The organism is Cellulomonas sp. P4_B5_2 (assembly GCF_056402235.1).
Genome location: NZ_JBFUHU010000176.1, coordinates 1 through 16,264, shown reverse-complemented (window position 1 = coordinate 16,264; position 16,264 = coordinate 1). Strand labels below are relative to the sequence as shown.

17 protein-coding genes and 1 pseudogene are annotated in these 16,264 nt (G+C 73.2%); 9 read left to right on the top strand and 9 right to left on the bottom strand.

The features are described 5' to 3' along the window. The coding region (locus AC1DUQ_RS13480) for a HAMP domain-containing protein (RefSeq protein WP_477073950.1) at nucleotides 1-769 on the bottom strand (769 nt) is incomplete at its 3' end. A 163-nt stretch (nucleotides 770-932) separates the two neighbouring features. On the opposite strand from AC1DUQ_RS13480, the gene AC1DUQ_RS13475 reads away from it, so the two are divergent. After that, the gene (locus AC1DUQ_RS13475; RefSeq protein WP_477062594.1) at nucleotides 933-1,700 is read left to right on the top strand and encodes an ion transporter; all 768 of its coding nucleotides are present in this window, start codon (nucleotides 933-935) and stop codon (nucleotides 1,698-1,700) included. Between the two features lie 9 nt (nucleotides 1,701-1,709). Here the strand turns inward: AC1DUQ_RS13475 and AC1DUQ_RS13470 are convergent, their stop codons facing one another. Beyond that, entirely contained in the window at nucleotides 1,710-2,315 is a 606-nt protein-coding gene (locus AC1DUQ_RS13470; RefSeq protein ID WP_477062595.1) for a GNAT family N-acetyltransferase, read from the bottom strand. A gap of 73 nt (nucleotides 2,316-2,388) precedes the next feature. Between AC1DUQ_RS13470 and AC1DUQ_RS13465 the strand changes: the two genes are divergently transcribed. Next, entirely contained in the window at nucleotides 2,389-2,628 is a 240-nt protein-coding gene (locus AC1DUQ_RS13465; protein ID WP_477062596.1) for a hypothetical protein, read from the top strand. 7 nt (nucleotides 2,629-2,635) lie between these two features. Here AC1DUQ_RS13465 and AC1DUQ_RS13460 read toward each other — a convergent pair whose 3' ends face one another. Further along, complete coding sequence (locus AC1DUQ_RS13460) at nucleotides 2,636-3,013, bottom strand: nuclear transport factor 2 family protein (protein WP_477062597.1); 378 nt, start codon at nucleotides 3,011-3,013, stop codon at nucleotides 2,636-2,638. Nucleotides 3,014-3,116: 103 nt separating this feature from the next. Between AC1DUQ_RS13460 and AC1DUQ_RS13455 the strand changes: the two genes are divergently transcribed. From AC1DUQ_RS13455 to AC1DUQ_RS13445, 3 genes are read left to right on the top strand one after another with little or no spacing between them, the layout of a single operon-like run. Next, nucleotides 3,117-4,367, top strand: a complete 1,251-nt coding sequence (locus tag AC1DUQ_RS13455) for a circularly permuted type 2 ATP-grasp protein (protein WP_477073949.1) — start codon at nucleotides 3,117-3,119, stop codon at nucleotides 4,365-4,367. Further along, a complete protein-coding gene (locus AC1DUQ_RS13450) occupies nucleotides 4,253-5,584 on the top strand; it encodes an alpha-E domain-containing protein (RefSeq protein WP_477073948.1) in 1,332 nt (443 codons plus the stop codon). The genes AC1DUQ_RS13455 and AC1DUQ_RS13450 overlap by 115 nt, the downstream gene beginning before the upstream one ends. Then, a complete protein-coding gene (locus AC1DUQ_RS13445; protein WP_477062599.1) occupies nucleotides 5,581-6,495 on the top strand; it encodes a transglutaminase family protein in 915 nt (304 codons plus the stop codon). Before AC1DUQ_RS13450 ends, AC1DUQ_RS13445 begins: the two co-directional genes overlap by 4 nt. Here AC1DUQ_RS13445 and AC1DUQ_RS13440 read toward each other — a convergent pair. The 5 genes from AC1DUQ_RS13440 to AC1DUQ_RS13420 form a co-directional block, all read right to left on the bottom strand. Continuing rightward, nucleotides 6,492-7,421 carry a hypothetical protein gene (locus tag AC1DUQ_RS13440; protein WP_477062600.1) on the bottom strand — a complete coding sequence of 310 codons (930 nt, stop codon included), beginning with the start codon at nucleotides 7,419-7,421 and terminating at the stop codon, nucleotides 6,492-6,494. The two genes, AC1DUQ_RS13445 and AC1DUQ_RS13440, sit on opposite strands and share 4 nt — an antisense overlap. A 137-nt stretch (nucleotides 7,422-7,558) precedes the next feature. Further along, nucleotides 7,559-8,086 carry a DinB family protein gene (locus AC1DUQ_RS13435; protein ID WP_477062601.1) on the bottom strand — a complete coding sequence of 176 codons (528 nt, stop codon included), beginning with the start codon at nucleotides 8,084-8,086 and terminating at the stop codon, nucleotides 7,559-7,561. 64 nt (nucleotides 8,087-8,150) lie between these two features. Beyond that, nucleotides 8,151-8,537: a DUF779 domain-containing protein gene (locus tag AC1DUQ_RS13430; RefSeq protein WP_477073951.1), complete on the bottom strand. Its 387-nt coding sequence runs from the start codon at nucleotides 8,535-8,537 to the stop codon at nucleotides 8,151-8,153. Beyond that, the gene (exaC, locus tag AC1DUQ_RS13425; RefSeq protein WP_477073947.1) at nucleotides 8,534-10,057 is read right to left on the bottom strand and encodes an acetaldehyde dehydrogenase ExaC; all 1,524 of its coding nucleotides are present in this window, start codon (nucleotides 10,055-10,057) and stop codon (nucleotides 8,534-8,536) included. The genes AC1DUQ_RS13430 and exaC overlap by 4 nt, the downstream gene beginning before the upstream one ends. Nucleotides 10,058-10,177: 120 nt before the next feature. After that, nucleotides 10,178-11,431 carry a sigma-54-dependent transcriptional regulator family protein gene (locus AC1DUQ_RS13420; RefSeq protein ID WP_477062604.1) on the bottom strand — a complete coding sequence of 418 codons (1,254 nt, stop codon included), beginning with the start codon at nucleotides 11,429-11,431 and terminating at the stop codon, nucleotides 10,178-10,180. A gap of 136 nt (nucleotides 11,432-11,567) precedes the next feature. On the opposite strand from AC1DUQ_RS13420, the gene AC1DUQ_RS13415 reads away from it, so the two are divergent. Genes AC1DUQ_RS13415 through AC1DUQ_RS13400 form a run of 4 tightly spaced genes read left to right on the top strand, consistent with a single transcriptional unit; the run spans nucleotide 11,568 to nucleotide 16,008 of the window. Further along, entirely contained in the window at nucleotides 11,568-12,185 is a 618-nt protein-coding gene (locus AC1DUQ_RS13415) for a TetR/AcrR family transcriptional regulator (RefSeq protein WP_477062605.1), read from the top strand. Between the two features lie 4 nt (nucleotides 12,186-12,189). Next, a complete protein-coding gene (locus AC1DUQ_RS13410; RefSeq protein WP_477062606.1) occupies nucleotides 12,190-13,332 on the top strand; it encodes a methyltransferase in 1,143 nt (380 codons plus the stop codon). 32 nt (nucleotides 13,333-13,364) lie between these two features. Further along, a complete protein-coding gene (locus tag AC1DUQ_RS13405) occupies nucleotides 13,365-14,030 on the top strand; it encodes a hypothetical protein (protein WP_477062607.1) in 666 nt (221 codons plus the stop codon). A 28-nt stretch (nucleotides 14,031-14,058) separates the two neighbouring features. Continuing rightward, the gene (locus tag AC1DUQ_RS13400) at nucleotides 14,059-16,008 is read left to right on the top strand and encodes an NHL domain-containing thioredoxin family protein (RefSeq protein WP_477062608.1); all 1,950 of its coding nucleotides are present in this window, start codon (nucleotides 14,059-14,061) and stop codon (nucleotides 16,006-16,008) included. A gap of 27 nt (nucleotides 16,009-16,035) precedes the next feature. Here the strand turns inward: AC1DUQ_RS13400 and AC1DUQ_RS13395 are convergent. Next, nucleotides 16,036-16,264 (bottom strand): annotated as a pseudogene (locus AC1DUQ_RS13395) (GGDEF domain-containing protein); the annotation flags it as partial.

Below are 16,264 nucleotides of genomic sequence, written 5' to 3'. Positions count from 1 at the left end.
AGATCACCGCCCGCAGGGCGGTCTGGGCGACGCCGAGCGCCGTGGCCATCTGGCCGATCTCGTCGCCGGAGCGGGGCGTCGCCGGGACGGTGAGGTCGCCGGTCGCCATCGCGTCGACGGCACGCTTGACGTCCACCACGGCGCGTCGGATCGACCCGGCGAGCAGGATGCCGAGCAGGGACGCCAGCACGACGCCGACGAGCAGGATCGCCACGGTCCACCTCGCCGACGCCGACGCCTCGGCCTCGACCCGGTCGGTGATCGCGTCCATCGACTGGGTGACCTGAGCATCGACCTCGGTCAGGCTGGCGATCATCGCGGCGCCGAGATCGGCCGCGCCACCGGCGCGCACCTCCGCGAACAGCGGCCGGTCGTCGGCCATCGCGGCGGCCATGAGGTCACCGTCCACCATGGCGCGGTACTTCGCCCACGACGTCGTGAACTCGTCCCAGTTGGCCGGGAGGTCGCCGCCGTGGGCTCCCTGGTATGCCGTCGCGAAGCCGCTGGACGCCGTGTCCATCGACGCGTAGGCGGCCTGCAGCTTGTCGAACTGCGCCTGCTTGCCCTCCCCCTCGTACGCCATCACCAGCGGGATGAACATCCGCACGGTCCAGAGCGCGTCCTTGAGCGCCGCGAGCGACGTTCCGACCGTGTCCTGGGTGGCAGCCATCTCCGTCGCGTCGTCCTTGATGTTCTGCACCTGCACGACGGCGAAGGCGCCCAGCGCGCTCGACGCGATGGCGAACACGGCGACGGGGCCGGTCCCCACCCTCCTGGGGACCGGCCCTGCGACGTCATGACCAGCGTGCCCCTCGTCCGCCTCGGAGTCAAGTAGTCATTGACGGCCGTCATACCCGCGCCATGACGGGGAAGTGCGGCGACACGGAGTGCCGGGCACCTGTCGGCCCCCGGCCGGGTGCCACACTCGTCGCGTGAGCGCGCCGCGCAGCGAGCTGAAGAACATCGGGTACGAGATCTTCATCGGCGCGCTGTCGCTGCTGTCGATCGTCAACCTGGTCCTCGTCGCGGTCGCCCGGGGCGACGGCGACCTGCAGAACGTCCTGCTGGCGATGGACGCGATCTTCAGCGTGGTCTTCCTCATCGACTTCACCTACCGGCTCACCACCGCACCTTCGCGCAAGGACTACTTCTTCCGGCACTTCGGCTGGGCCGACCTGCTGGCCAGCCTTCCGCTGGCCCAGCTCAAGTTCCTGCGCATCTTCCGCCTGGTCCGCGTCTTCCGGCTCATGCGGGGGGTCGGCGGCCGCTCCGTCCTGCGGACCCTCGTGCGGGACCGGGCAGGCAGCGCGCTGTTCACCCTGCTGCTGACGGGCATCCTCGTGCTCCAGTTCGGCAGCCTCTTGATGCTGCGCATCGAGAGCGACGCCCCGGGCGCCAACATCACGACCGCCTCGGACTCCCTCTGGTACACCGTCGTCACCATCTCGACCGTCGGCTACGGCGACCAGTACCCCGTGACGACCGCCGGCCGGATCGTCGGCGCCATCATCATCGTGGTCGGTGTCGCCATCTTCGGGACGTTCACCGGCTACCTGGCCAACCTGTTCCTGTCCCCGCGCAAGGCTCCCGAGCAGGTCGATGCGCTCACGCAGCTGCGGCACGTCCTCGACCTGCCGGGCGTCACGGTCGAGGATGTCGGTCGCGTGCTCGCCCTGCACCGCGACGGGCGCCGGGACTGAGCGCTCAGGTCAGGTCAGGTCGAGCGTCAGCGTCCTGCCCCAGCCGTGCCGCTGCGCCTCCGTGAACCCGACGCGCGAGTAGAACGCGATCGCGCCCTCGTTCCGGCTGTCGACGCCGAGGTGCAGGCCGGGCACCCCGCGCTCGCGCAGCGCCGCCGAGAGCGTCTCGATGAGCCGCCGCCCCAGGCCCTGGCCCTGCGCGCGGGGGAGCAGGTCGATGTGCATGTGGGCGGGGAACCGGTCCGCCAGTGACTCGTCGGCGACCGTCCACCCGTGGATCCGGCCGACGAGCACGTGGTCCTCGGTGCCGTCGTGCGGGTCCTCGGCCAGCGGGTAGCGCGCCCGCAGCGCCGGCCACCACGCCCGTTCCAGCCACTGCTCGAACCGCTCGGTGTCCGCCGTCGCCAGGATGTAGCCCACCGGGCCGAGCTCGTCGACGACGACGAACGTCAGGCCGGGATCGGCGATCGGGTACGGCCCCGCGTAGACGTGTCCCAGCAGGTCAGGGTCGCGGTAGAGCGTCGTGGCGTCGCCGCCGGCCTCGCCGGTCAGAAGGCAGATCCGGTAGAGCGCGGGCAGGTCGGACGGGTGGAACGGCCGGATGGCTGCAGGCATGTCGACGACCCTCTCACGGCCTCACCCGCACTCCGGGTTCCAGGTCCGCCGCCGATCTGCCGATGACTAGGGTGTGACGCTCCTCACCGACACCACCCCCGACCTGATGCACCAGGCGTTCATCGTCGCCGTCGGCAAGTGTGACGATGACGGGAACCCCCTGGGCCCCTTCTACAGCGTGCTGAGCACCGCGACCACCTTCCACGCCAGCGGTGTCGTCTCGACGCCCGAGGAAGCGTTCGCCCTCGCACGCGACCGGATCGCCCTCCAGCCCGACCCTGGGTCGTGGGAGATCGTCAGCCTGCTGCACTGAGCCGCGGTCAGGCGTCCTCGGAGGCCGAGTACGTCTTCTCCGGCCAGTACGCCCACTCCTCGAACAGCTCGGCGCGCCCGTCCGGCCCGAAGCGCAGCACCCACAGGTCCTTGTACTCCTGCGGCTTGTCGCCGCCGTACTGCACCTCCACCCGCACCACCGCGTCCTGCCCGTCGGCCGCGATGACCTCGGCCGTCATGGTGAACGGCGTGGGGTCCACCCAGAACCCGCGGATCGCCTCGATCCCCACCAGTGGCTCCGGGTCGTACGGCGAGCGCAGGTACCGCGCGTCCTCCGCGAACAGGCGGTCGAGCCCGTCCACGTCCTGCGTGCGCCACGCGTGCTCGTACCGCTCCACCCAGCCCGTGACCGCATCCCTGCCCATCGACGCCTCCTGTGCTCGGTGCTCGTGGGACCGAGTCTCCACCCGGGCACCCACAGCGCGCCGACCTGCGCACCTGACGCGCTCGTAAGACACACTCCTCTGTGTGACCGACCTGCTCTCCTCCCCGCGCCCCCTGGGCGAGCCGGGGGCGGTCGACCACCGAGCCGACTGGTCGTGGCTCCCCGACCCCGCGGACATCCCGAGCGCGTCGGGACTGGCGCGCGCTCGCGACGAGGCCGAGCGGCTGCTCGCCGACCACGGCGTCACGTACGGCGCGGACCAGGAGGACGGCGAGCACCCCTGGCACCTGGACCCCCTGCCGGTCATCGTCGACGAGCCGGAGTGGGCCCGCCTGGACGCCGGGCTGGTGCAGCGCGCCGAGCTGCTGGACGCGATCCTGCAGGACGCCTACGGCCACCGGCTCCTGCTCACCGACAGGCTGCTCCCCCCGACGGTCGTGCTGGGCCACCCGGGGTTCGTGCGCGCGGTCGACGGGCTGCGGCTGCCGGGCGGCCGGGAGCTGGTGCTCACCGCCACCGACCTGGTGCGCGACGCGGCGGGCGCCTGGTGCGCGGTGGCCGACCGGACGCAGGCGCCGTCGGGCGTCGGGTACGCGATGGAGGACCGGCGCATCGTGGCGCAGGTGCTCTCGGGGGTGTACCGGCAGGCGTCGATCCAGCGCCTCGGCCCGTTCTTCCGTGCGCTGCGGCTGGCGCTGCGGGCCGTCGCCCCCGGCCAGGCCGAGCAGCCGCGGGTGGTCCTGCTGACGTCGGGGCCGTCCAGCGAGACCGCGTTCGACCAGGCCTACCTGGCGTCCATGCTCGGCCTGCCGCTGGTCGAGGGCTCCGACCTGCTGGTCCGCGACGGCCGCGTGTGGATGCGCGGCGTCGAGGGCCTCGAGCCGGTCGACGTGATCCTGCGGCGCGTCGACGCCGAGTGGTGCGACCCGCTGGACCTGCGGCAGGGCTCCCGGCTGGGCGTCCCCGGACTGGTCCGGGCGGTGCGTGCCGGTGCCGTGAGCGTGGTCAACCCGCTGGGCAGCTCGGTGCTGGAGAACCCGGCCCTGCTCACCTACCTCCCGCGCCTGGCCAACGCGGTGCTGGACCAGGACCTCGCGCTGGCGTCGGCCCCCACGTGGTGGTGCGGTGAGCCGAGGTCGCTCCAGCACGTGCTGACGCGGCTGGACCAGCTGGTCCGGCGCCGGGCGCCCCGGCGGGGCCGACGATCGACGGTGCACCGGTGGGCGTCGGCAGCGACCTGCCGTCCGCCGAGGGCATCGGACCCGCCGACCTCGGGCCGCGCGCCGCGGTGCTGCGCACGTACGCGGTGGCGCACCGGCAGACGTACACGGTGATGGCCGGCGGGCTCGCGCGYGTCGCGTCCGGGCACGTCGTCTCGTCGGCCCTCGGCGCCGCCGCCAAGGACGTGTGGGTGCTCTCCACCCAGCCGGACGCGCCGGTCGAGCCGTGGGTGCCGTCCGACGAGTCCGCCGCCGGCGAGGTCCCCGCGCAGCGCCGCCCGGCCACCGGCATCTCTCCGCGCACCGCCGAGAACCTGTACTGGATGGGCCGCTACGCCGAGCGGGCCGAGGACTCCAGCCGCGTGCTGCGCGTCGTCGTGGACCGGTGGGACGACTTCCACCAGCGCCCGGCGTCCGCCGGTGGCCGGGCGCTCGCCGTCCTCATCTCGTCCCTCACCCCGACCGAGCAGACGTCCCCGGGCTTCCGCGACCTCGTGCTGGACCCGCAGGCCACCGGCACGGTCGCCCGCTCGATCCGTCGCCTCGCCGCGTCGGCCGCCGCGGTCCGCGACCAGCTCTCGACCGACACGTTCGGTCCGCTCGCCCGCATCGAGCGCGCGCTGCGCGACGAGCGGAACAAGACCCGTGGCCGCACCCCCGGCGCGGACTCGCTCGACCTCGGCGTCGTCAGCGGGAGCACCGCGACGGCAGGCCTGCGGCCCGCGCTCGACAAGGTCCTGGAAGGGCTGCTCGCCATCGCCGGGATCACCGCCGAGGGGCTGGTGCGGGACGTCGGCTGGCAGTTCCTCGACGCCGGTCGGCGCATCGAGCGCGCCCAGCACCTGGTGGAGAGCCTGCTGGCCACGGTCGTGCAGCAGCGCCCGGCGGACGTCGACTCGGTGGTCCGCGAGTCCGTGCTGCTGGCGCACGAGTCGGCGATCACGTTCCGCCGCCGGCACCAGACCGGCGCGGGCCTGGCCGAGGTGCTCGAGCTCCTGCTCCTCGACCCCACCAACCCCCGGTCGCTGGCCTACCAGCTGGACCGCCTGCAGGAGTCGCTGGCCCTCGTCCCGCTCGCCGGCCGAGCACCGGACCAGCGCGACCACCTGCTGTCCGACGTGGTCGACCTGCTCGCCGAGGTGGACCCGGCAGCGATCGCCGCAGCGGTCACCGAGGACGGCCGGCGGGCGCGGCTGGCGGAGACCCTCGAGTCGATGCTCTGGCGGCTGCACGCCGCGGCCGACGAGATCGAACGCGTGCACTTCGTCCGGCTGGCCCCCAGCCGCGCGCTCGAGGACCCCTGGGACGCGCGGGACGGTGGTGGCGAGTGACCCGCACCTACGACCTCGTGCACCGCACCACGTACACCTACGCGAACGTGGTGACGGACTCCTACGGCCGCACCACGATGACCCCCCGGGACGTGCCGGGGCAGGCGTGCCTGTCGACGACCGTGGAGATCGAGCCGCCCCCCGCCGACACCGCCGCGCACGTGGACTACTGGGGCAACCGGACGACGTACTTCGGGGTCACGACGCCGCACACCAGGCTCGTCGTGACCGCGCGCTCCACCATCGAGGTCACACGGCACGCGCCCGACCCCGCGGCGCTGCCGACCGTGGGCTGGCACGAGGTCGCGCGGCGCGTGGCCGCGGGCGAGGTCGGACGGCTGGACCCGAGCATCGTCGACCTGCGCGAGGCCCTGCTGCCGTCCCCGCACGTGGCGTTCGCCGACGAGGTCCGGGACTGGGCCGCCCCGACGTTCGAGACCGACCGGCCGGTCGTCGAGGTGCTCGTCGAGCTGGCGCACCGGATCCGGACCGAGATCGCGTACCGGTCCGGCTCCACCACCGTGCACACGACGCAGGCCCAGCTGCTCGCGCAGAAGGCCGGCGTCTGCCAGGACTTCGCGCACCTGATGATCGCGGCGCTGCGCCTGCACGGGCTGCCCGCGCGGTACTCCAGCGGCTACATCGAGACCCGCCCGCCCGCCGGCCGGGAGAAGCTGCGGGGTGCCGACGCCTCGCACGCCTGGGTGTCCGCGTGGGTGCCGGGCGCCGGCTGGGTGGAGGTCGACCCCACCAACGACCAGCTGGTGGACGACCGGTACGTGCTGCTCGGCTGGGGCCGCGACTACGACGACGTGCCGCCGCTGCGCGGGGTCATCTTCACCGAGGGCTCGGGCTCGCGCCTGACCGTCTCCGTCGACCTCGTGCCGTCCGGCAGCGAGCCGTTCGCCTAGCGGCGCGCGGTCGCCCGGTCGCGCAGCTCGTCGGGCGTCACGACGAACCCGCCGCTGTCCACCACCGTCCCGCCGACAGCCCGCCACAGCGCCGCCGCGACGCGGGCGATCGACGGCTCCACCCGCGAGCGCGCGATCAGGTGGAGCTGGGAGGGGTGCTCGTTGCGCAGCTCCGCCGGCTCCGGCGGCTGCCAGCTGACGTGGTACGACCAGGGCCCGAACTCGCGCCAGTCCAGCCGCGACAGCGCCACGGGCACCTCGCTGGACCGGCCCGTCTTCACGGTGATCGCACCGTCGTACTCGAACGTCGCGGTCACGGAGAACGTGGGAGGGCCGGCGTTCCCCTCGGCCTGCTGCGGGTGCGGGACGTCGGTGGGACCCACCCGGGCACCGGTCATCGCCGGCCGCACGAGGGGCAGCGCGTCCTGCGCGGACAGCGGGACGGGTGACCAGAGGGTGAGGTCGATCGCCGAGCCGGGGTCGGGGACGACCACCTGGGTCCGCTCCGCGGGGACGATGCTGCCCGCGGCGCGGCGGGCAGCGGCGGACATCCAGCCGTAGACCACGTCGAGCGCCACGCTCGGGTCGGCGGGCACGAGGGCGTACAGGTCGACATCCTGCGCGGACAGCCCCGCCGCGTGCGCGACCGCGTGCCCGGCCGGCGTCGGGCCTTCGAGCGAGGCCGCCCCGTCCAGCCGGAGCACACCCGGAGCGGGTTCTGCCACGTCGGCGACGATCCCGCGGAACCGTGCACCGGTCATGGGTCGCGCGCTCGCCGTCGCCTGCGCGGCGGTCACCGGCTCTCGCGTCCACGCGGTCTCGGGGAACCACGCCGTGGCCATGGCGACGACGTCGGTGCCCCGCGGCACGACGAGGACGTGGCGGCCGTCGAGCTCCCCCGGGAGGACGACCTGCGGCAGGCTCATGCGGCCGGACGGTACACACGTAGTGATGCGGGCGTGTTACGTCGCGGCGCGCCTTCTCGGCGAGTCGAGGCTGGTCACGCGGTTATCCACAACCTAAACGATATTGCACACGGGTGTGGACGGAAGTTGTGGACAACTCAGCCGCGGACGTCGTGCAGGTGGTGGACCACGTCGTGCAGGAAGTACTGCCCGAGCGTCCGCACGGTGAACTCCGATCCGTTCGAGCGGCGTCCCGCGCGGTCCCACTGCTGGTCAGCCACCGAGTCGAACCGGTCGGCGATCACGTCGGCCGCGTCCACCAGCTCGTCGGCGACCCTCAGCGGGTCCTGCAGGTCGTACCGGTCCGCGACCGCCGTGGCGTCCTGGTCCCAGTTCTCGAACAGGGGGTCGTCCTGCGTGAGCAGAAGCTCGAGGCGTCCGTCGAAGATCCGGAAGACGTCCCGCACGTGCGCGCCGTACTCCAGCGTCGACCACGTGGTCGGCGCCGGTCGGTCCCGCGCGTCCGGGCGGTGCAGCGCGGACACCCATCGCGGCGTCAGGTCCCGCACCGTGGCGCCGATCGCCGGACCGGCGACGTCCGTGGCGGTGAACCCGCACTCGGGGCAGCGCTGCGACAGGACCCAGGTCCAGTCCTTGGTGTCGGGCTGGATCTCCTCGTTGCTCATGCACGGCACGCTAGACGACGGACCGCCCGATCGTCCGCCATCGACCATGCAGTTCCCGCCACCCTCAGAGCACGCCGGCCGCGCGCAGGTCCCCCACCTCGTCGTCGGTGAGCAGCCGCGACCGGATCATGAACCGGACGCCCTCGGGGGCTTCCAGCGAGAACCCGGCGCCGCGGCCCGGCACCACGTCGACCGTGAGGTGCGTGTGCTTCCAGTACTCGTACTGCGCCTTGCTCATCCAGAACGGCACGACGCCGCCGTCACCGAGCGTGAGGTCGCCCAGGTACGCGTCGGCGTCGCCCGTGAGGAAGTCGCCCTGCGCGAAGCACATGGGCGACGAGCCGTCGCAGCAGCCCCCCGACTGGTGGAACATCAGCTCGCCGTGCTGCGCGCGCAGCTGCCGCAGCAGGGTCGCCCCTCCACCCGTCGCCCGGCCGACGTCCTCGGTCAGAAGAAGCCGAGCTTGGCGCCCGAGTACGACACCAGCAGGTTCTTGGTCTGCTGGTAGTGGTCGAGCATCATCTTGTGGTTCTCGCGGCCGACGCCCGAGCCCTTGTAGCCGCCGAACGCGGCCGCCGCCGGGTACGCGTGGTAGCAGTTGGTCCAGACGCGACCCGCCTGGATGTCCCGGCCCGCGCGGTAGGCGATGTTCGCCTCCCGGGTCCACACGCCGGCACCGAGGCCGTACAGGGTGTCGTTGGCCATGTGGATGGCGTCCGAGTAGTCGGAGAAGCTGGTCACCGCGACCACCGGGCCGAAGATCTCCTCCTGGAAGATCMGCATCGAGTTCTTGCCCTCGAAGATCGTCGGCTGCACGTAGTAGCCGTCGGCGAGGTCGCCGTCGAGGTGCCGGCGCCCGCCCCCCGTGAGCACCTTGGCGCCCTCGGCCTTGCCGATGTCGATGTAGCTGAGGATCTTCTCCAGCTGGTCGTTGGACGCCTGCGCGCCGATCATCGTCTCGGTGTCCAGCGGGTTGCCCTGCACGATCGCCTCGGTGCGCGTGATCGCGTCGGCCAGGAAGCCGTCGTAGATCGACTCCTGGATGAGCGCCCTCGACGGGCACGTGCACACCTCGCCCTGGTTGAGCGCGAACATGCCGAAGCCCTCGAGCGCCTTGTCGTAGAACTCGTCCTGCTCGCGCGCGACGTCCTCGAAGAACAGGTTCGGGCTCTTGCCGCCCAGCTCCAGGGTCACCGGGATGATGTTCTGCGACGCGTACTGCATGATCAGCCGCCCGGTCGTCGTCTCGCCGGTGAACGCGATCTTGCGGATCCGCGGCGACGACGCCAGCGGCTTGCCGGCCTCCACCCCGAACCCGTTGACGATGTTGAGCACGCCCGCCGGGATGAGGTCCCCGACGAGATCCATGAGCAGCAGGATCGACGCGGGCGTCTGCTCGGCCGGCTTGAGCACCACGCAGTTGCCCGCCGCGAGCGCCGGGGCCAGCTTCCAGGTGGCCATGAGGATCGGGAAGTTCCACGGGATGATCTGGCCGACCACGCCSAGCGGCTCGTGGAAGTGGTACGCCACGGTGTCCTCGTCGAGCTGCGAGATCGACCCCTCCTGCGCGCGGATSGCSCCGGCGAAGTASCGGAAGTGGTCGATGGCCAGCGGGATGTCGCACGCGAGGGTCTCGCGGACCGGCTTGCCGTTCTCCCACGACTCGGCCACCGCGAGCATCTCGAGGTTCTGCTCCATGCGGTCGGCGATCTTGTTGAGGATCACCGCGCGCTCGGTCGGGGAGGTCTTGCCCCAGCTGCGCGCCGCACCGTGGGCCGCGTCGAGCGCCCGCTCGATGTCGTCGGCGTCGCCGCGCGCGACCTCGCAGAACGTCCGGCCGGTCACGGGGCTCGGGTTCTCGAAGTAGCGGCCGGCCGCGGGGGCGACGAACTCGCCACCGATCCAGTGGTCGTAACGGTCGCGGTACGTGGCGATGCTCCCGGGCGTCCCGGGTGCTGCGTAGACGGTCATCGCGCCTCCTGGCAGGTCAGCGGGCGCGCCCTGAGGGTGGGCGCCCGCGGCCGCGGCACCATTGCCGCGTCCGGTCTCGGACGCTAGGTCGGGCAGGGTTGCAGGAGGGTTGCAGAGCGGTCAGCGTGTAGGCGGCCGGGTACCGAGCCGTCTGCCCAGCAGGTCGAGGCGCCCCGCCGCGCGCACGTGGACCGGGGAGCCCTTCGGCGCCAGCCACGCCAGACGCTCCCAGGCCTGCCAGTCGTCGGCGCCCTCGTCGGACGCGACCCAGCGGCTGACCACGCCCGGCAGGGGGCTGGCCAGGACCGCGGCCCGCAGGTCGGCCGACAGGTCCTCGCGGATCCGCTCGACCCCCGGTGCCACCGACCGCGGGAGCACCGGACCGGGGTACGAGGCCAGGGCGGAGTCGGGGTCGCCCGCCGCGAGCAGCTCCTGGACACGGTCGGCGTCGGTGCGCAGCGGTCCGGTCAGCCGGTAGGGGCGCGACTCGCTGAGCAGCGGGCCGACGAGCCGGCGCAGCCGTGACACCTCGGCACGGACGGTGACGTCGGAGAGCTCGTGCTCGCTGAGCAGCACGGCGAGCTCGTCGGCGGACAGTCCRCTCGGATGGCGCGCGAGCAGCAGCAGGATCTCCGCGTGCCGCAGGCTGAGGCGCAGGTCCGAGCCGCCCAGGTGCAGCAGCGGCGTGCCGAGCACCCGCAGCCTCGACGGGGTCGGCGCGGACCGCGCGACGAGGAACGGGCGGGCCACGACCCGGGCGAGCTCGGCCTCGACGGCCGCGACCGTCGCGCGCACCAGCGACATGACGAGGGCCGACGCCACCGCCGGCCCACCGGTCACATCAAGGACCCCGAGCACCTGACCCGTCGGGGAGTGCACCGGGACGGCCGTGCAGTTCCACGGCTGGACCTTGCGCGCGTAGTGCTCGCTGCCCACCACCTGCACCGGCTGGTCGGTGGCGAGCGCGGTACCGGGGGCGTTGGTGCCGGCGAGGTCCTCGCGCCACACCGCACCCTCGACGAACCCGACACCCTCGACCCGGTCGCGCAGCGCGCGGTCGCCCTCGACCCACAGCAGGCGTCCGACGTCGTCGGTGAGGGCCGTGACCCAGCCGGCGCCGGACCCCGGGGCCACCAGGAGCTCCCGGACCACGGGCATCGCGGCCGCGAGCGGGAGCCCGTTCCGGTACCCGTCGAGCGCGTTCCCGGCCATGTCCACCGGCGCGTTCTCGACCTCCGGGTCCACCCCGCTGCGCAGGCTCCGGCGCCACGAGTCGGCGACGAGGGTCCGGACGGTGCGGTCGGGGGCGCGGCCGGTGGTGACGAACCGCTCGTGCGCAGCGCGCAGCCGTGCGGCGTCGGCGAGCTCCGTCATCGGTCTCCCCTCGACTTCGTCGTCGAGAACATGCACGCGCGCGGTGGCCGACCGGCCCCCGCGCTGTACGCAGTGTACGAAGATCCCGGCCACTCGGCCGTACGACTTTAGTGACAGAACGTGCGATGATGTCACGATGCCCAAGATCATCGGCGGTTCCCTGCACGAGCACCGGGAGCAGACGCGCCAGAAGCTCTTCGCGGCGCTCTCCGCGCTGATGGCCGAGCAGGGGTTCGACGCCATCACGCTCGCCGAGATCGCGGCCGCCGCGGGCGTCGGTCGCACAGCGGTCTACAACCACTTCCCCGACAAGGAGTCCCTCCTGCTCGGGTTCATCACGCACGAGACCGAGCAGTACGCGGCCACGCTGCAGCGTGCGCTCGACGACATCGAGGACCCGACCGAGCAGCTGCAGACCTACGTCCGTCAGCAGGCCGCGCTCACCCGCGTCTACCACCTGGCGCCCGGGCCGGAGCTGCGGTCGGTCCTCTCGCGCGGCACCCAGCAGCGCGTCCGCGAGCACGTGATGGTGGTCGAGCAGATCCTGCGGCGCATCCTCGCGGCCGGCATCGAGTCGGGCGCGTTCCCCCCGCAGGACCTCGACGTCACGGTGCCCCTGGTCAACGCCTGCCTCTCCGGACGCGGCGTGCCCTCCGACGGGCCCGAGCGCGAGCGCGCGATCGAGCAGACCGAGGCGTTCGTGCTCAGGGCTGTCGGAGCAGACGCCGCTGCACCTGTCCCCGTGCCGGCCTGACCTGGTGGCCAAGCGCGCGCGCGGCGGACCACCCCCCGCCCACCACGGCAGCCACCCGTCCGAACGACGACCGCGGTCCCGCCCGACAGCCCGCCGCTCCACGGCGCTCGAGCTGACGTTCCTGCCCGGGCTCGAGGACGTCGTGGCCGACGAGGCCGCCGAGGTCCTCATGCTCGACGGCGCGCCGACGCCCGTTCCCGGCCGGGAGGACGCGCTCGACGTCTCGACGTGGGGGCCGCCGGCCGACGTGCTCGGCCTGCGCACCGCGGTCGCCGCGTTCCTCGTCCTGAGGTTCGACGTCCCGCGCCCCAAGTCGCTGACCAGCGGGGACCACTTGTCCCGGATCGTCGACGCCATGTACACGTCGCTGCGGACCGGCAGCTCGTCCACGTTCCGGTTCGAGGCCGCGGGCAGCGACTCCGCGGTCTTCGCGCGGCTGGCCGACCTGCTCGCCGAGGCCACCGGGCTGCGCTACGACGAGGCCCAGGGTGAGCTCGTCCTGCGGGTGCGCCGCGGCGTGCGCCCCGGACCGTCCGGCGACCCCGGCTGGGACGTCCTGGTCCGGCTCGGCTCCCGGCCGCTGTCCGCCCGCCGCTGGCGTGTGACCGACTACCCCGGCGCGGTGAACGCGACGATCGCGGCCGCGATGGTGCGGCTCGGTGAGGTGCTGCCGACGGACCGTGTGCTCAACCTCATGTGCGGCTCCGGCACGCTCCTGATCGAGCGCCTCATGGCCGGCCCCGCCGCCGAGGCCGTGGGCGTCGACCTGTCCGCCGACGCCCTGACCGCGTCGACGGAGAACCTCGGAGCCGCCGCGCACGCGGGTGACGCCCGTCTGCTGAGCGCCGACTGCACCGGCCCCGCGCTGGTCGAGGCGGTCGGCACCGGCTGGGACCTGCTCCTCGCCGACCCCCCGTGGGGCACCCTGCACGGCACGCACGCGACCAACGCCGAGGTGCACGCCGGCATGCTCCGGGCCGCCTACGACGCCGCCGCTCCCGGTGCACGGTTCGTCGTCCTCACGCACGAGGTCAAGGTCATGGAGCGCTGCCTGCGCGACGCCGACGCCCTCTGGCGGATCCGCTCCACCACGCGCGTGTTCGCCAAGGGCCACCACCCGCGCATCTACGTCCTCGACCGCACCTGATCGGCCGCTCCGACCTGCTACGTTCCCCGGCCATGGGACTCTTCCGCCGCTCTGCCGAGCAGGTCCGAGCACGCCAGGACGCCGCCATCGCCGACTTCTGGTCGTGGTGGTCGGCGGAGGGCCACGAGCAGGCTGCGGCCGTGTTCGACGACGACGCGCGGACGTCGCAGGACCTGAACGCGTTCGCCAAGTCCGTCTCCCGCAGGATCGACCCGCTGGGCCTCGCGTTCGAGACCGGGCCCGGCCGGCTCGCGCGGCACGTGCTCGTCGTCACCGCCGCGGGCGACCCGGACCTGCGGGAGCTCGCGCAGCGGTGGCTCGCCGCAGCCCCGGCACCCGACGACGCGTTCGAGTACGCGGCCTTCCGACAGCCGGTGGCCAACCCTGCGGGCACCACGCTGCGCTTCGGCGACACCGAGGTGGACATCGCCTCGATGACCGTCGTCCCGCAGGTCGACGGTCGTCAGGTGCACGTCGCCGTGAGCCACCCGGCCTTCGCCGACGCGCCCGACGAGGTCCGCGGGCAGGTGACGTTCCTGTTCCTGGACGCGCTGCTCGGCGAGGAGGCCGTCGAGTCCGGCATCGGGGCGATCACGTGGACCGGTGACCCGCAGCCCGACGGCGTCCCGATCCTCGGCCTGCCGGCCCTCGTCGAGTCCGCCCGCCGGGGCCTCCCGGAGGCGGACAACGCGCTCTGACCTGACCGGAGTCGGTGAGAATGGTCCCGTGCGTGAGAGCAGACTGCCCCGGGTCCGTGCGTCCGAGCTGGTCGGGCGGGGGTGGCTGAACACCGGCGGCCGTGACGTGACGCTGGCCGACCTGCGCGGCAAGATCGTCATCCTCGACTTCTGGACGTTCTGCTGCATCAACTGCCTGCACGTCCTCGACGAGCTGCGCGAGCTCGAGGAGCAGCACCGCGACGTGCTGGTGATCGTCGGCGTGCACTCGCCCAAGTTCGTGCACGAGGCCGATCCCGTGGCGCTGGCCGCCGCCGTCGAGCGGTACGAGGTTCACCACCCGGTGCTGGACGACCCGCAGCTGGTCACGTGGTCGGCGTACACCGCGCGTGCCTGGCCGACGCTCGTCGTGATCGACCCCGAGGGCTACGTCGTCGCGCAGATGGCCGGCGAGGGGCACAAGCGCAACGTAGAGATCCTGGTCGGTGAGCTGATCGCGGAGCACGAGGCCAAGGGCACGCTGCACCGCGGCGACGGGCCGTACGTGGCCCCCGCGCCGGCCGAGGGCACGCTCCGGTTCCCCGCCAAGGCGATCGTGCTCCCCGATGGGCGCCTGCTGGTCGCGGACGCCGGGCACCACAGCCTGGCCGAGCTGGAGGCCGACGGGGAGACGCTGGTCCGCCGCATCGGCTCGGGCGAGCGCGGGCTGGTCGACGGCGGCCCCGACGAGGCGCGGTTCAGCGAGCCGAACGGCCTGTGCCTGGTCCCCGACGAGCTGCGGCCCTCTCTCGGGTACGACGTGCTCGTCGCCGACACGGTCAACCACGCGCTGCGCGGGCTCCGGCTCGCCGACGGGGCGGTCACCACCGTGGCCGGGACCGGCGAGCAGTACATGGTCGGCGCGGCCGACAACTTCCTGGCGTCGGACGAGGACGAGGCCGACGAGGAGCTCGCGTCGATCCCGGTGATCGGGGAACCGGGCGACGCCGTCGCGGGACTCACCGCCGGCACCGGCACGTTCGTCCCCGGCCCTCGTCGGCACAAGCTGTCCTCCCCCTGGGACGTCGCCTGGTCGGAGCCGCTCGGCGCGTTCGTCGTCGCCATGGCCGGCAACCACACGCTCTGGGCGTTCGACGACTTGCAGGGCTCGATCGAGCTGCTCGGCGGCACCATGAACGAGGGGCTGCTCGACGGTCCGCTGCACGAGGCGTGGTTCGCGCAGCCGTCCGGGCTCGCCGTCGGGGCGGACGACAGGCTCTGGCTGGCCGACTCGGAGACCTCGGCGCTGCGCTGGGTGGACCCGGTGGAGCGGACCGTGCACACGGTCGTCGGCGAGGGGCTCTTCGACTTCGGCCACCGCGACGGCCCCGCCGCCGAGGCGCGGCTGCAGCACCCGCTCGGCGTGGCGGTCCTGCCCGACGGCTCCGTGGTCGTCGCCGACACGTACAACGGCGCCGTCCGCCGGTATGCCGACGGGGAGGTCAGCACGCTGGCCACCGACCTCGCGGAGCCCAGCGGGATCGTCGTGCTCGACGGCGGCTCGACCCTGCTGGTCGTCGAGTCCGCGGCGCACCGGCTCACGCGGATCGCCCTGCCCGCCACGCTGGTCGGCCAGATCCTCGACTCGGGCAGCCACCGCACGCAGCGCCCGGTCACCGAGCTGGCGCCGGGCGAGGTGCGGCTCGACGTGGTGTTCACCCCGGCGGCCGGGCAGAAGTACGACGACCGCTACGGCCCATCCACCCGTCTGCAGGTCTCGTCGACCCCGCCGGGGCTGCTGCTGGAGGGTGCCGGCGACGACGTCCCGCTCGACCGGGTGCTGCGGCTGGACCCGACCGTGACCGAGGGCGTCCTGCACGTCACCGCGCACGCGGCCAGCTGCGACGCCGACCCCGCGATCGAGTACCCCGCATGCCACCTCAACGCGCAGGACTGGGGCGTGCCGATCCGGCTCGTCGAGGGCGCACCGGCCACCCTGACGCTGCCGCTGCACGGCTGACCCCGACCGCGGAGCCGCCGCAGGCGCTCAGCGCGCTCCGAGTACCGCCACCGCCGCGAGGGCGTCCAGGGAGGTCGCGACGACCTCGCCGGTGGCGGCCGTCGCCGACATGCCGATCTCGACCTGCCACAGATCGTGGATGACGACGGCGGTCGACGACTCCACGCCCAGCTCGGCCGGGCTGCCGCCGCGGGCGACCGCGGACGGCGGCTCGTCGGGGCTGCGGCGCGTGAGCACCGCCCACGCGGACCCGCCG

Coding starts and splice junctions, on each gene's coding strand:
- AC1DUQ_RS13470 (WP_477062595.1), bottom strand. CDS start 2,315: ATGCCTGCAGCCATCCGGCCGTTCCACCCGTCCGACCTGCCCGCGCTC.
- AC1DUQ_RS13460 (WP_477062597.1), bottom strand. CDS start 3,013: ATGGGCAGGGATGCGGTCACGGGCTGGGTGGAGCGGTACGAGCACGCG.
- AC1DUQ_RS13440 (WP_477062600.1), bottom strand. CDS start 7,421: ATGAGCCTGCCGCAGGTCGTCCTCCCGGGGGAGCTCGACGGCCGCCAC.
- AC1DUQ_RS13435 (WP_477062601.1), bottom strand. CDS start 8,086: ATGAGCAACGAGGAGATCCAGCCCGACACCAAGGACTGGACCTGGGTC.
- AC1DUQ_RS13415 (WP_477062605.1), top strand. CDS start 11,568: ATGCCCAAGATCATCGGCGGTTCCCTGCACGAGCACCGGGAGCAGACG.
- AC1DUQ_RS13405 (WP_477062607.1), top strand. CDS start 13,365: ATGGGACTCTTCCGCCGCTCTGCCGAGCAGGTCCGAGCACGCCAGGAC.